The 16,289-nt window shown below is 32.9% G+C and carries 10 protein-coding genes; 8 read left to right on the plus strand and 2 right to left on the minus strand.

Annotated features, from left to right (window positions below):
• Nucleotides 1–87 precede the first annotated feature (87 nt).
• Nucleotides 88–564 (plus strand): DUF6265 family protein, encoded by a 477-nt coding sequence (locus GXM16_RS06285; protein WP_163393545.1) that lies wholly within the window; start codon nucleotides 88–90, stop codon nucleotides 562–564.
• A 148-nt stretch (nucleotides 565–712) separates the two neighbouring features.
• On the opposite strand, the gene GXM16_RS06290 is transcribed toward GXM16_RS06285, so the two are convergent.
• Nucleotides 713–1,873, minus strand: coding sequence for an MFS transporter (locus tag GXM16_RS06290; protein WP_163393546.1), 1,161 nt, complete (start codon nucleotides 1,871–1,873; stop codon nucleotides 713–715).
• A 563-nt stretch (nucleotides 1,874–2,436) separates the two neighbouring features.
• On the opposite strand from GXM16_RS06290, the gene GXM16_RS06295 reads away from it, so the two are divergent.
• The 7 genes from GXM16_RS06295 (at nucleotide 2,437) to GXM16_RS06325 (ending at nucleotide 14,400) form a co-directional block, all read left to right on the plus strand.
• A complete protein-coding gene (locus tag GXM16_RS06295) occupies nucleotides 2,437–4,857 on the plus strand; it encodes a TonB-dependent receptor (RefSeq protein WP_163393547.1) in 2,421 nt (806 codons plus the stop codon).
• A gap of 373 nt (nucleotides 4,858–5,230) precedes the next feature.
• A complete protein-coding gene (locus GXM16_RS06300) occupies nucleotides 5,231–7,408 on the plus strand; it encodes an HAD-IIB family hydrolase (RefSeq protein WP_163393548.1) in 2,178 nt (725 codons plus the stop codon).
• A gap of 1 nt (nucleotide 7,409) precedes the next feature.
• Nucleotides 7,410–8,921, plus strand: coding sequence for a glycoside hydrolase family protein (locus GXM16_RS06305; RefSeq protein WP_163393549.1), 1,512 nt, complete (start codon nucleotides 7,410–7,412; stop codon nucleotides 8,919–8,921).
• 164 nt (nucleotides 8,922–9,085) lie between these two features.
• Complete coding sequence (locus GXM16_RS06310; protein WP_163393550.1) at nucleotides 9,086–9,811, plus strand: hypothetical protein; 726 nt, start codon at nucleotides 9,086–9,088, stop codon at nucleotides 9,809–9,811.
• Nucleotides 9,812–10,030: 219 nt separating this feature from the next.
• A complete protein-coding gene (locus GXM16_RS06315) occupies nucleotides 10,031–12,406 on the plus strand; it encodes a TonB-dependent siderophore receptor (protein WP_163393551.1) in 2,376 nt (791 codons plus the stop codon).
• 143 nt (nucleotides 12,407–12,549) lie between these two features.
• Nucleotides 12,550–12,975 carry an HIT family protein gene (locus tag GXM16_RS06320; RefSeq protein ID WP_163393552.1) on the plus strand — a complete coding sequence of 142 codons (426 nt, stop codon included), beginning with the start codon at nucleotides 12,550–12,552 and terminating at the stop codon, nucleotides 12,973–12,975.
• Between the two features lie 84 nt (nucleotides 12,976–13,059).
• Nucleotides 13,060–14,400 carry a tail fiber protein gene (locus GXM16_RS06325; protein WP_163393553.1) on the plus strand — a complete coding sequence of 447 codons (1,341 nt, stop codon included), beginning with the start codon at nucleotides 13,060–13,062 and terminating at the stop codon, nucleotides 14,398–14,400.
• A 77-nt stretch (nucleotides 14,401–14,477) separates the two neighbouring features.
• Here GXM16_RS06325 and GXM16_RS06330 read toward each other — a convergent pair whose 3' ends face one another.
• Nucleotides 14,478–16,250, minus strand: coding sequence for a MutS-related protein (locus tag GXM16_RS06330; protein ID WP_163393554.1), 1,773 nt, complete (start codon nucleotides 16,248–16,250; stop codon nucleotides 14,478–14,480).
• Between the last annotated feature and the right edge of the window lie 39 nt (nucleotides 16,251–16,289).

Genomic DNA, 16,289 nt, shown 5'->3' on the forward strand with positions numbered 1-16,289 from the left:
TCTCACTTTTCACTTCTCACTTTTAAACAAATAAACAATTCTTTTTCATACTTTAGTAACCTAATAGAAATCCAAAAACTTCCAGATATGTTTCAGAAAATTACTCTTATCGCCCTTATCGTTATTTTTGTTTCCTGCCAGAAAAAAGAAACCGCTGAAAGAGACAAAATCAAAAAAGCAGACTGGTTAATTGGAAACTGGGAAAATACTTCTCCTGATGGTGTTCTTACTGAAAACTGGAAAAAAGTAAATGATAGTACTTTTAACGCTGCTTCCTATTTTATCAAAGGAAAAGACACTATTCATTTTGAAAACATTGTTTTAGCTCAAAAAGGTGAAAAACTAACCTATTTGGCAACTGTAAAAGGTCAAAATGATAATAAAACTGTAGCCTTTCCTTCAACATCAGAAACCGATACTAAATTGATTTTTGAAAACCTGCAGCACGATTATCCTCAAAAAATCACTTATACTAAAGGTGCAAACAATACTTTGACAGCAGAAATTTCAGGAAAATTGAATGGTAAGCAGACAACGGAGAGATTTATTATGAAGAAGAAATAATTTTTTTGAAATAAAAAAAAGGAGTAGATAAAATCTCCAACGGATTAAATCCGTTGCTACAATATTATATTTATTCCTTCAGAATTTATTTTGTGTTTTAAGATAAAAACTCAGAATCTTAGCATCTAAGCAACTTAACCTTGAAAAATCACTCATTCTCCCCTATCTTATTGACCATCAAAATCATAAGCACACCCAAAAGTGCCATTATCAAAAAAGCCCATTTCATACTAAGGTATTCAGAAATAAAACCAACCATTGGCGGAACCAGTAAAAATCCAAGATAACCAATCGTAGAAATCGAAGTTATAGCAGTACCACTGTTTAGTTTTGAGGATCTTCCGGCAATACTAAATACTAATGGTACAACACAGGAAACCCCTACGCCAATTAATACGTAGCCAAAAATTGTTGGATAGGGATATGGCAGAATAAAGCAAATGGCAAAACCTGCAGTAATGAGAATACCACTGTAAAGCAGGATTTTTTTAATACCAAATTTTGTTACTCCGCTATCTCCAAATATACGTCCTAATGTTACAGCTGTTGCAAAAAAGACAAACGCGGCACTGGTTAATTTTGGAGAAGCATGCAATATATTTTTAAAATAAATACCGCTCCAGTCGTACATAGTATTCTCACAAGCCATCGAAACAAAACAAATCACGGCAAACTTTATCAGATTTTTTTCAGGCATTGAGAAAAACTTCTTCTTTACTGGTACAGGTTCGTTGTGAACGCTCATTGGGTAAAAACAAGCCGTAAGCCCCATCATTAAAACACTTACTCCCAATAAATGATGCGAAGGTGCAATATGCTGTGTTACCATCACATACCCCAGACCTGCACCCGAAAAAACAGCGACACTCCACACCGCATGAAAACGGGTTATAATTGAGTTTGGATATAACTTCTGTACTTCCAGGGATTGTGCGTTAATTGATAAATTGAAAATATTTCGTGAAGCTCCAAAAATCAAAAGTACAATAACCAGCTGCCATATAAATGCAACTAATCCCGGCAAAGACAGCACAATATTAAACATAACGGCTCCTAATAGCATGATATAACGGCTGCTGTATCTATTTAACAATTTTCCTGTAAAAGGCATCGTCAGCATTAAGCCAATTGGAAAAGCAAACAAAACAGCGCCAAACTCTGCTTCAGATAAATGTAGTTGTGACTGTATCTGTGGAATTCTGGACACCCAGGAAGAATATCCAAAACCTGAAATGAAAAAAAACACAGTATTTGCCAGTCTAAATCCTTGGGGAGTGTTCTGTATTTTTTTGAAGAAAGGAATGCTCATCTAGTAATTTCAATTTTAATTTGTCTGCAAAATTAAGTTTTTAAAACCAACTTCACCTGTTTTACCTTTTCTAAAGCACACCAAAAAGGCAAAACAATTAAATGCACAATAATTTCTAGATTAAAATATAAATCATGTAATTTTCCTCTAGTTTTTATAAATACCAACAAATTATATATAATCGGTGTAAATAATATTTGTTAAGAAAACATTAATTTCTGCATTATTTTATTTCAAATAATAATAACTTGAAAACAATTAATTACACGTTATTGGATTTTTAATCTGGTTGGAGCGAAAAAATAAAAAAAAAGAAAGTACCTGCTCATATCACCAAACTTTTTCATTAATTAAAAATGAGATATTACTTAAAGACAATTTAATCTGTATATGTATGCACCTAAATCTATTCTTTTTTTCACAATACACTTCAGTTTGGATTTCTATCCTGAGGTGTTTTTTCTTATAAAAATACCCCGTGGAACCATTAGAAATAGGGATAAATGCCAATAATTTATTTTTGTATTATTAAATTTTTAGATTTGCAAAAATTACCAAAACAAATGAATCACCTTAACCTACGAATGCAGTATTTTATTTTTATAATCTACATGTTTGTAATGTCAGGCATCAATGCCTTTGCACAAAATAACGGAAAATTAAAGGGAACTCTAATCACCTCTGATGGTGAACCAGCATCCGGCATCAACATTATTCTTAAAAACACAAAATATGGTGCTATAACAAATGAAGATGGTGTTTTTGAATTCAACAAAGTAAAGGCAAATATTTATACATTACAGGTATCGCTGACGGGGTACGAAACTCTGGAACAAGAAGTAACTGTTTCAGATAATGAAACGGCTACTATTAGTTTACAATTGAAAGTTTCGAATAAAGAATTAAAAGAAGTAACCATATATAATAACAGAACGAAACTTTTCCCGAAGCAAAGTATGCATGTTTCTAAGATGCCTCTCAAAAACATCGAAAATCCTCAGGTATACAATGTAGTAACATCTGATTTACTAAAAGAACAAGCCATAACTAATTTCGAAGATGCCCTGAAAAATGTTCCCGGAATTCAAAAACTATGGGAATCTACAGGAAGTGCCGGAGGTGGAGGATCTTTTTATTCCTTACGTGGTTTTGCAACTCAGGCAAACATTGTAAATGGATTACCCGGATTAACAAACGGTAGTTTAGATCCTGCTAATATTGAAAGAATTGAAGTTATAAAAGGGCCGTCCGGAACTTTGTTCGGAAGCAGTCTTATTAGCTATGGAGGTCTTATAAATACAGTAACTAAAACGCCCTATTCAGGTTTTGGTGCAGAAGTATCTTATCTGGCCGGAAGTTTTGGGCTTAACAGAGCTACAGCAGATATAAATACTTCACTTGATGAAGCTAAAAATGTCAATGTAAGGATTAATTCTGCTTATCAGACAGAAAACAGTTTTCAGGATGCCGGTTTTCGTACTTCTTATTTTTTAGCTCCTGTCCTTTCCTACAAGGTTAATGAAAAATTATCTTTCCTGATTAATACCGAATTTATGCAGGAACAAAAAACAACGCCTGCCATACTGTTTTTAGGAAGAAGCAAATACTTGCAATTTGCCAATATCGACGAATTAAATTATAACACAAAGTTATCTTTTACCAATAATGATTTGTCTGTAAAAAATCCTAAATACAATCTGCAGACCCAGATGAACTATAAAATATCGGATCAATGGTCTTCACAAACATTATTCTCAAAAGGATCAACCAAATCTAACGGATATTACTCTTATATTTCAGATAATGAGGATGGACAGGGAGATTTTTCTATTTATATTACTAAAGAGAATTCATTTACTAAAACTATTGATGTTCAGCAAAATTTCATAGGGGATTTCCAAATTGGGAAGATGCGCAATAGAATTGTAATCGGACTTGATTATTTTCAAAAAAAAATAATGTACGGAGGTACCGGATGGAATGGTGTTTATAAAGTTACACCTCAGGGAGAGATCAGGCAATATGATGATAGTAATCCATCTTATTTAACCCGGTCATCTGTTGATAAATTACTTTCAACAACCGGAACCAGTAATGACAATATAAGGAACAGCAGCTATAGCATCTATGCATCTGATGTAATTAATATATCTTCTAAATTAATTGCAATGGCAAGTTTACGTGTAGATTACTTTGACAATGAAGGTGAGATTACTAAAGATAAAGATGATTATGACCAAACGGCATTATCCCCAAAATTTGGATTGATATACCAGCCAATTCAAGACAAACTAGCCTTATTTGCTAATTACATGAATGGCTTTAAAAATGTAGCCCCAAACAATACCCCATCTGAACCCCAGACTTTCGAGCCCGAACACGCCAATCAATTAGAATTTGGTATTAAAGCAAATCTTTTAGCAGATAAATTAAATGCAACTATAAGCTATTATGATATTAATGTTAGAAATTTGTTAACTGTCGATCCTGATAATATAGGGAGAAGTCTACAAGGTGGGAAGTCACAAAGCAAAGGTTTTGAATTTGACCTGAATGCCTCTCCTGCAAAAGGTTTAAACATAATTGCAGGATACAGTTATAATGACAGTAAAATCAAAAAAGGAGATATCGATACTAATGTATGGCTGGAACAAGGCAAAAGACCAATGTGGTCAGGCCCTGAGAATTTAGCCAATCTTTGGGTGACCTATAAATTTGTACATGGAGTCCTGAAAGATTTCGGGTTAGGTTTTGGAGGAAATTATGCGAGTGAAAATGCAGTCGTAAACAGTGATAAACTTGGCAAATTTATTCTACCTTCTTATACAGTAATTAATGGCTCTGTTTTTTACGGAACAAATAAATTCAGAATAGCGCTAAACCTTAATAATATTGCCAACAAGGAATATTTTAATGGCGGATGGGCAACTGTAAATCCTCAAAAACCAAGAAATGTTGTAGCGAATTTTAGTTATAAATTCTAACAACACATAAATATCCAAAAGGGAACTGATATCAAAATTGGTTCCCTTAATTTTTTAGTTTACTTGGTAAATAACCAAACGTTTTTTTCAAAGCCACCGTAAAATGATGCGGGTTTTTAGATCCCAGTTCTTCCGAAACATTACAAATTAGGTAAATCTTTATAATTAATTGTTTTGCATGCTCCATTCGAAGCGGGGTTAAATAATTAAAAATCGTGGTAATATTCAGATAAATTTGTTGATTTCATAATTTAACGAGTAACAGTTCCTATTGTTTAGTTAAAACATTAATGAATTCAGTATTTTTCCAGATATTCTAAGGCTAAACAGCTTTTTTTTCGTAACTTAAAATTTCTAAACATTAAAAGAGGAAATGAGAAAATTACGAATAGCAATAATTAATATTCATGGACTTTTAAAAGGTTCTGGTCTTGAAATTGGAAAAGACGCTGATAATGGAGGACAAACCAAATATGTTTTTGAACTTGCAGAATTTTTATCACAGCATAGCGATGTAGAATATGTTGATTTATTTACAAGACTCATTGATGATCCCAATCTTTCGCCTGAATATGCCGTACCTGTAGAAGCCGTAAATGAAAAACTAAATATAAGGCGTATCCCTTTTTTAGGAAAAAAATACAAGTCTAAAGAGCAATTATGGGAAGGTCTTGACACTTTTGTCAATGGCGTTGTTCAGCATATCAAATTCCACAATATTTTTCCAAACTGGATCCATTCCCATTATGGAGATGCGGGATATGCCGCTGCAGAATTATCAGCCATACTAAATATTCCATTTGCTCATACAGGACACTCATTAGGCTTTTATAAAAAGAAGAAATTAATTGAGGGAGGTATGAGCGAAGAAGAAGCTGAGAAAAAATTTAAGTTTACGCAGCGAATAGCTGCCGAAGAAAAAACATTAGAACTTTCTGAATTTATTATTACTTCTACAGAACAGGAAATCGAAACATATAAGGTTTATAAAAATTTTGATTTAGGTAAATATCATGCCATTTCGCCCGGAATTGATGTTCGGAAATTCGTTCCTTATTATCATATCGAACAGGATTCTAATAAACAAATGGAAGAAGAACAAAGAAAGTACTGGGTGGCTGAAACCATTTCTAAGTTTTTAATTAATCCGCACAAACCTTTTATTTTAGCACTTTCACGACCAGATCGGCATAAAAATCTGCATACCCTTATTGAAGTCTATGGCAAAGATAAGGAACTGCAAAGCATAGCCAATCTTGTCATTTTTGCAGGAATCAGAAGAGATATCACAAAAATGCCTGAGTCAGAAAAAGACGTTTTGACAGATTTATTGTTATTAATGGATAAATATGATCTGTACGGAAAAATGGCTATTCCAAAAAAACATGATGTTGAAAACGAGGTTTCGATTATTTACCGGTATGCAGCTGAAAAAAGAGGCGTGTTTGTAAACCTGGCACTACACGAAAATTTCGGTTTAACGGTCATAGAATCGGCAAGTTCCGGTTTGCCGGTTGTAGTTACTAAAAATGGTGGGCCATCAGAAATAATTCCGATTTGTCAAAACGGAGAATTAGTAAACCCACAAGACGAAAATCAGATTAAAAAGGCACTTCGAAATATTTTAACAGATGAAAATAAGTGGCGCTATTATTCTAATAATGGGGCTATTAATATCCAGAAACATTATAGCTGGCTGGCTCACGTAAATCAATATATCGAACTGATCAAAGAGAATTTATCACTATCATCAGGTTCCGGAATAAAAAATCAGTACTATCCAAACATTAATATTGACAGGTTAAAAAGAAAAGTCGAAAATCTATTGGTTTCAGATATTGATGGTACATTGATTGAACCTAAACTAAACAATCCGGGATTACAGGAATTAAAATCACATTTGGTTAATCGTACGGAGAAAATGGCATTTGCAATGGCATCCGGCAGAAATTTAGAGCTGGTCAAAAAAATTATTACAGAAGAGCATTTCCCTCTGCCGGATTTCATTATTTGTTCTGTTGGTACCGAAATTTATTATACAAATGGAAACGAATACATCTTAGATAAGGGCTGGGCTACTTTTTTGTCTGGCCGATGGAAAAGAGACGATATTGTAAATCGCCTCAAAGTCATTTCCTGGATGCGATTACAGGAAGAAGAAGGTCAAAACCCGTTCAAAATTTCATACTATTATGACGAAAAGTACTATAATCGGGAGGAATTGATTAATGTCCTCGGGGCAGGCTGGTATAAGATAAATATTATTCCGAGCCATGGAAAATACATTGATTTTATTCCAAAAAGGGCATCTAAAGGCAATGCTATCAAATTTTTATGCCGGAAATGGTCTATCCCATTGGGTAATGTTGTTGCAGCAGGGGATTCAGGAAATGATATTGACATGTTTCGTGGTCCTGTGAAAGGAATTATAGTAGGAAACCGAAGTTCCGAATTAGCAGATTATGTAACAACCAGAGGCATTTATGTAGCAAAGGAACCTGCTTCTTCAGGTATTATAGAAGGATTAAAACATTATAAAATAATTAAATAATATGTATTCAGGTTCAGGATTCAGCAATTGGGAAATTGGCGATGTAGATGTATTTATTGACGAACAGGGTATTCATCATCTATTTCATTTGATTATTCCCAATCACGATTACATTGCACATGCTATATCGAGGGACGGCCTTTCGTGGAAAAGAGTAAAAAATGCATTATGGGTAGGCGATCCCGGTGAGTGGGATGATGATATGTTATGGACTATGCATGTTAGTAAAAATTCTGCAGGAGAAGGTTATGAAATGTATTATACCGGCTTAAAAAGAAAAGATAAGGGAATAATGCAAAAAATTGGAAGAGCTGTTTCTCCAGACCTGATTCATTGGACAAAAGACAATAAATACGGACTACCATTAAAAAGCCAGGCCCCATATTATGAAGGGTCAACCAACAATCCCCGTGAATGGATCAGCTTCAGGGATCCGTTCAAATACCAGTTTGAAGGTGAAGATTATTTATTAATTTGCGCCAGAAGCGCTATAGGTCCAACTTATAGAAGAGGCTGCATAGGTGTAGCCAAAAAGGAACCTGAAGGTTTTGTACTTCAAAAAGCTTTGCATGTTCCGTATGTATACGATGACGTTGAATGTCCTTGCGTGGTTGAAATCAAAGGAATGCATTATCTTTTAGGTTCAATTCGCGAAGATATCAAGGTACGATACTGGTTTTCGCCGGATTTTAAAGGAGAGTACCATGCTTTCCATAATAACGTATTACTGCCGCAAGGAAATTATGCCGCCAGAATTGTCAGGGAAGGCGATTTTTTTCTTGTCTATAATTTTTATTTTATTGGAGGAAACGTAAATACCCATCGTGTAATACCACCACCAAAACAATTAGATACCGATAGTACCGGCAGGCTGGTATTAAAAACATATCATCATTGGGCAAGCATCTATCAAAGAACCATTCTACAAAAAAATCTTCCTGTCCCTGAACCTATTTTAGGAAATCCGTCTTCAAATTTTGTTCAGGAAAAAGCAGATAAATGGCGCTTTGGGTGCAGAAGTGGTTATGAAGTTTTTTGTTTTGATAAGCCTTCCAAAGATTTTGTCTGGGAAGGAACACTTGCTGTTGAAGGCATGGGGAAAACCGGTTTTGTACTAGAATGTGATAAAGAAGGAACAGGCTATTATGTTTCAGTTGACTTTGTTAATGGTTATGTCCAGTTTAGAGCATGGGGATTTAATGAAAAAGATGTTAAGAATAATTTTATTTTTGAAAACCTTCAAACGAATCAATTTGAAATAATAGACACTAAAGAAATTTATTTCAAAATAATACGGCACGGAAATTATTTCGAACTCTCTATTAATGAAGTTGTAAAACTGACATTATTGGATTTCAAATACAATGATGGAAAAATAGGAATCTATGTCTGTTCAGCAATTGTATCACTAAATGATTCCAAAATTCATGTAATTCCGGAACCCCAAAATGAATATGCTACAGCAGATCCAAATAAGGCATTTGATGAATACCTTAAGAAAACGCCTCTTTAATTTTAGTACGAAATGTATAAATTAGATAATATATTTTAACACATAAAAACTAGTAGACGCTTTACAAAACTCAAATATCTAAAAAGAGCAGTAATTGTTTTTAATTATTCTAAATAAAACTTAAGTTTGTAGAAATAAAATTCTACAATCAAAATAAATTAAGTATGAAATCAAATTCATTTAAAAATTTAGCTTTCGTATTGCTAATGCTGGTAGCAACACCTTCCCTGTTTGCTCACGCTTTATGGATCGAAACTAAAGCTACAGGTACGAAAGGCAAAGCTCAGGAAATATCCATCTACTTTGGAGAATTCGCAGATAACGATATTACCAAAGCCGATAAATGGTTTTCTGATTTAAAAGATTTTACTTTAGTATTGGTTTCCCCTTCCAAAAAAGAAACTAAATTAACAACTAAAGCATTAGAAAATAAGTATCAGTCTTTTTTCACACCTGACGAAGATGGCGTTTACACAATTGTAATGCACCATAAAGTTAAAGATGTTTACGGAACTATGATTTTAGATTACAATTCAAGTGCTACGGTTGTGGTTGGAAACAAAACTGCAGGAAATTATGCTACGGCAAATAATAATGTAATTGGATTATTTAGTGAAAATGCTGATATAGCCAAGAAAAACTATAAAATCAATGTATTTGCTTTGTACCAGGGTGCATCTGCCAAAAAGCAAAAAGTAAAAGTAATTGCCCCAAATGGCTGGGAAAAAGAATTATGGACAAATGACAAAGGAGAAATTTCTTTTACACCAATCTGGCCAGGTAATTATATGGTAGAGTTCGCTTATACAGAAAAAGCAGCTGGTGATCACAACGGAAAAAAATATGATGAAATCTGGAAAATGGCAACTTACTTAATTGCCGTAAAATAATTCACTTATTTATCATAATTCATAAGCCTTGCTGTTTGAGCAGGGCTTTTTTTATAGTTATTTTTAACTGATTTAAATAAGTTTAATAAAAATTTTAATCAAATCTTAAGCGTATTTTAATGTAGTTTTAATATACATAACACTCTAAATATTTTGTTAAAACATTCGTGTGTATTTATATTTGCAGAAAATTATATTTATTGAATCTAAATAAAAAACATGAAGAATATATTAATACTTGCCTTATCTGTTATTAGTTTTGCAACTTATAGCCAAAGTCAAAATCGTTCAGAATCTGATACTGATACAGCTTCAGCAATTAATGATACTGTAAAAAATAAAAAGGGAGAGATTCTGAATGAAGTAATTGTTACTAAAACTAAGGAGCCTAAACCTGTTACGGCTGTTCGCTCTGGTTTAAAACCAATGGATAATCCACAAACTGTACAAGTAATTGGTTCAGAAGTTATCGAACAACAACAAGCAATCAGATTGAGCGAAGTCCTTAAGAATGCAAATGGTGTTTATGTGAGTTCAGCTCGTGGAGGTGCTCAGGAATCTTTTTTCTCAAGAGGTTATGACATGTCTGCCAATAATATGTTTAAAAACGGATTTCGTTACAATTCAGGTTCAATTCCCGATGTTTCTGGTTTAGAAAAAGTAGAATTTCTAAAAGGTGGCTCAGCATTATTATTTGGAAACGTTGCACCAGGAGGAATACTAAATCTGGTTACCAAAACACCTTCATTTAAAAGTGGTGAAGAAGTGTCCATGCAAATGGGAAGCTATGCTTACTATAAGCCATCTATTGACTTTTACGGACCTCTTAGTAAGTCAATTGCTTTTAGAATTAATGGTTCTTATGAAAATTCAGAAAGTTTTAGGGATGTTGTAAAAAACGAACGTTTATATTTTAACCCGTCTTTATTGTTTTTCATCAATCCAAAAACACAAATTACAGTACAGGGAGATTATTTAACAGCTGACTGGACCCCTGATTTTGGAACCGGAATTATTGGAAAAACTATTTTGGATATACCTCGTAACACCTATTTTGGAGCACTTTGGTCAACCGGAAATACAAAATCTTCCAGTGCATCTGTATTGCTCAACCATGATTTTAACAAAAACTGGAAACTAAACTTCAACAGCTCATTTCAAACTTATAACAGAACTCAAAAATCAACTGCTCAAATGTCTAATTTAGACGATCCAATAATATATCCTGTTTCTGGTAAATGGAATAGAGGATTAGTTCAAAATAAAAACTTAGAACAAATACTTGGAGATCAATTGAGTTTACAAGGAACTTTTAATACAGGAAAAATCAAACATCAATTATTTACTGGTGTAGACTGGGAAAATTCATTTGTAACAGCTTACACTTATGCTTTCAGCGAAAAAGCTGTAAAAGTTAGACAGTTTGACGGTACATATAAAAATGACGCCAGCCTTTATGATACTATTGATCTTTTTAATTTTGATCCTTCAACGCAAAGAACCGATATTCCTAATGCCAGAGCTACTCAAATTCTAAAAACAGATACGAATCGTTTTGGAGCGTATTTTCAGGATTTAATTTCAGTTACCAGCCAAATTAAAGTTTTAGCAGGTCTTCGCTGGTCTTGGCAGGAAGCAGAAGTTTCAACTTATAAAGAAATATTAACAAGTGGAGTTCAGACAGTATCTCCTGAAAAAGCTATTCCTACAGTTGCAGAAAAAAGATTAGACAATGCTTTCTCTCCAAAAATTGGCCTGGTATATCAACCTCTAACAGATATGTCTTTATTTGCAAGTTATTCTAGCTCATTTACCCCAAATACTGGAAACACATTTAATAATGAAGCTCTTGATCCTTCTATTATAGATCAATACGAAGCTGGTATTAAAACAGATTTATGGAAAGGAGTATTAAGTACAAACATAACTGTATATCAAATTACAAATGACAATTTAGTTCAAACTGCCGCATTTAAAGCGGATGGTATTACTCCTAATACTGATCAGAACTTGAAAATTTTAAGCGGAGGAACAAAAAGTAAAGGAGTAGAAATTGATGTTACTGCCAGACCTCTTGAAGGTTTAAGTATTATTGCAGGATATAGCTACAATGATATGCGTTACACAAAAACATCAGGAAAAGAAGGAAGTTTTGTTGAAGGAGATCGTCTTGCAAGAACACCAAAAAACACAGCTAATTTAAGCTTTTTCTATACAGTACCAACAGGTATTTTAAAAGGATTATCAGTAGGGGCAGTGGGGAATTATATTGGAGACCGAATTGGTGGATGGAATAACTTATATTATTATGAAACAATTTTTAACCCTGTTACAGGTTTACCTTTTATTGATCTAACAGACCCAACAAAACCAAAACCCTTAAAATCAACAACTCTTACAATCCAAGATAGAGAAATTCCTTTAGAAGGCTATGTTACAGTTGATGTTTCAGCCGGTTATAACTGGAAAAAACTTTCACTTTTATGCAAATTATCCAACATTACCAATGAGTTAAATTATACCGTACATGAAAACTATAGCGTAAACCCTATTGCACCACGCCAGATAATGGTTAGCTTAAAATACAAATTATAAAACATTAATTAGTTTTAGCAATTCTAAAAACTTTTTCTGCCTCTTTCAATTTTGAAAAGCAGGAAAAGTTTTTTGTTTTAAAATAAAAAGTATTTTTGCCCAGAATAAATTTTATTACAAAAACCTTTATAAAAATACAAAATATGCCTAGTCCAGTTTCAGAATGCCTTTATTGCCAAAACAATGATACCTTACACCAATTAATGATAAAAGTTGCAGACTTAAAAGTATCTCAGCTTTTTCTTTTTAAAGAACAATCTTACGCAGGTCGTTTAAACGTGGTTTACAAAGACCATGCTGTTGAATTTTATGAATTAAGTGATGAACAGCGTAATTTATTCATGGAAGATGTTGCGACTGTAGCAAAAGCAATTGCAAAAGCTTTTAATCCTGATAAAATTAATTATGGAGCATTTAGCGACACTTTATCCCACTTACACATGCATATTGTTCCGAAATACAATGACGGTTACGGATTTGGAAGCGTTTTTGAAATGAACCCACAAAAAACTTATTTGTCTGATACGGAATATAATGTTATTATTGAAAAGATAAAAGCTAATTTATAATTTTCTATAAACAAGTAAGAATTAATCTTGGAAGATAAAAAACTGCTTCACAAATTGAAAAATAAAATTAACAAATCAAAAAAAATGAAACAAAAATTATATTTTTTATCCTTAATATTATTTACTATACATACTTCATCACAAATTATCTCTCCAAATGGAGATAATATATTTTATTATAATGGTTCAGCTGATGTTACTTTTAAATTTCCTCCAAGAGGATCTGGAGGAAGAGCATTTGTACATGCAGACGGGAATATCCTTTCTTTAAATTTTGGAAACGATTTTTCTGGTGGTGTAAAAATTGGTAATGATGTTTTTTTTAAGGATGGAGGAAATTCATTTATTAACTCTGGAAATTTCGGGATTGGCACATATATCCCCTTAACAAAACTAGACGTAAGAGGCACCATTTCAGTATGGGGACAAAATCCAGGAAACACTGAAGATCATGGCCAAATAATTTTTGAAAATTCTAATCATGGAATTAGACGAATAGGTAATATTGTAGATGTTTTTACATCAGGAGGTGCTGAATCCGGAATCACATTTACTCCCAGATCCTATAATAGCACTACTAATTCTTATTCAAATATGGTACCAGCTATGAAAATTTCAGCTAATGGAAATGTTGGTATTGGAACTTCTACACCCGAAGCTAAATTACATGTAAAAGGAGATTTACAAAATAATGGAGATATACTTCTCGGTCATACAGGGGAAACTAATTACTTAACTTCACGTGAAGTAGATCAAGTGTTAGGGATCAGAGGATCAAATTTTATAAAATTTGGCACTTATAACGGCGATTGGAAAGATCGAATGATAATTAACAATATAGGCAATATTGGCATTGGAACAACAACACCAACAGGTATATTAGAATTGCAAAAATTGAATTCGAATTTAGTTTTCGACTTAAATACGAATGGTCTTTGTAAGATAATAAGTAAAGGCTGGAATGCCAATATTGACATACACACTTTTCAAACTTCTGGTGCTGAAAACCTTAACCAATTGTATTTAAATACTAACGGTCATGTTGGAATTGGAACAAATACTACTGATTCAAAACTCACAGTAGCAGGAAATATTCATGCACAAGAAGTAAAAGTCACCGCTAATGCAGGTACAGTTCCCGATTATGTATTCGCCAACGATTATAAGCTCAAAACTTTACAGGAAGTTGAAGCTTACATTAAACAAAACAGTCATTTGCCGGAAATTCCATCGGCTAAGGAAATTGAAAAAAATGGCCTGATGCTGGCTGAAATGAATATGAGTTTATTGAAGAAAATAGAAGAATTGACACTTTATTCAATTGAACAAAACAAAAAGATTGAATCGCAGTCAAAAGAAATTGAGACTTTAAAAGATTTGGTAGTGCGTGTAACAAATATCGAAAAGGAACTAGCCAAAAAATAATTACTCAATAAAAATTAAAAAATGCTGCCTAATCTAATTACGTTTGGCAGCATTTTTTTTAAACCTTATTACAACTCTTAAATAACGCCCATTTTTTGCATTAAAAATGTGGCACTTTTATTCTGGCAGATTCCATTGCGCAGTTTATAATCAAAATGTAAATCATTGTCTTTTATTTCGACTTCAAAACACTGATTGGTTAAAATATTAGGGTATTCATTTGTTGTCAGGCAAACTTCGATATCATGTGTTGCGATGGCTCCAATAGCTTTTTTAGCGATAACCTTTTTCACTACTTCAATTGTTCCGTTGCGTTTGTCATCAGAGTTGGTTCCTCTTAAAATTTCATCCAGTAAAACGAAAGCCGGTTTCTCTTCTAAAGCATCCATAATTTGTTTCAATCGCTTGATTTCTGCAAAAAAGTAGGATTCACTATCTGCTAAAGAATCGGATAATCGCATTGAAACCAAAACAGGAAGTGGATGTATTTTAGCCTCTGAAGCACAGACTACTGAACCTATTCCTCCTAAAACCATATTTATTCCCAAGCTTCTTAAAAAAGTGCTTTTTCCTGACATATTTGAGCCTGTCAGAATCATAAAAGATTCCGGGTAAAAATGAGTGTCGTTCCCTACCCTCCTTACCGGATTTAATAACGGATGACTCAGATTTTTAAATCCAATTTTATATTCTGAATTGATTTCCGGAAAGACAAAATCAGGATTGTTGTATGCGAGATTTGCCAAACTGTTTAAAGCTTCAAATTCACCTATTACATCAATCCATTGTTTAAGTTCTCCTGTATAATCTTCTTTCCATTTTAAAAGTGCTTTTAAAACATGCAAATTAAACAAAAAGGTTCCGTTAAAGAGTGTAGCTGTTACTAAATTGTTAATAGTATCCATTCGTGAAAACAACTCAGATAACTGTTTTAAATGTGAGCTTGCTGCTGTATTTTTAAAAATCAGTTTTTGCTGCAATTCAATTAATTTTTTAGATTCAAACTTTTCGGTTTCAATCTTCTTGACTAACAAACTATATTGCTTGATGATTTTATCAATATTGTCCGCTTTTGCAATTTCAGACTGAATTCGCTTTAATGCCCTGCCTAAAATAATCAGATTTGCAATAAAAATATAAGTCAGGTACGATAACAAAGTTGTTTTTGAAGTAATAAAATAAGCTGTCAGGAATCCAAAAAACAAAATTGGAAGCACAAATGAAAGTATATTTAAAACTTTAGGTAAATGATTATTTTTAACTGAATTCCAATCAATTAATGAATTATAACAATCTTTACTGTCATGACTGACAATTGCCAGAGCGTGAAATTCCTGACGCCAGTCTGTTTTTGAAACAAGCTCTTTTATGGCTTCCTGATTTTCAAGAATGTCCTGATTAGAATTTAGTTTCAACAATTGATTTGCCAATGTCTTTTTCCCTATAAAAGTGGCGGTCCTGTTTAAATTTTGAAATAAGGAATTCTCCCCAAAAATATCCAGGTCGTACGCATAAGGATGATGGAAATCATTAAATTCAAAACCATTTTCAAAAGGAAGTTTTTCTCTTTTCAGGAAAGAAATTTCGTTTTCATTTATTTTTAGAAGAGCCCCTAAAAGTTGCTTTTGAAAAGATAAACGTGAATGAATACGCATTAAAAAAACAAAACCAACAAAAAACAATAACCCACCAATTAAGTATAAGTTTTCAGCTGTTTTAACATAATAAAACATTAGAAACAAAAAACTAAAAATACTTAAGAGCCTTAAAAGGCTGATGCTGTTAAACTTTTTGTTGGTTGTATTTAATGACTCAGTATAATTGGAAACCCTGTTTTGATAATAATCCATCTTCTTAATTTAATGAATCACAAATATAAGTTTACCGCT

Origin of the sequence: Flavobacterium limi, assembly GCF_010645075.1 — a bacterium.
In the GTDB taxonomy this organism is placed as follows: Bacteria; Bacteroidota; Bacteroidia; order Flavobacteriales; family Flavobacteriaceae; genus Flavobacterium; species Flavobacterium limi.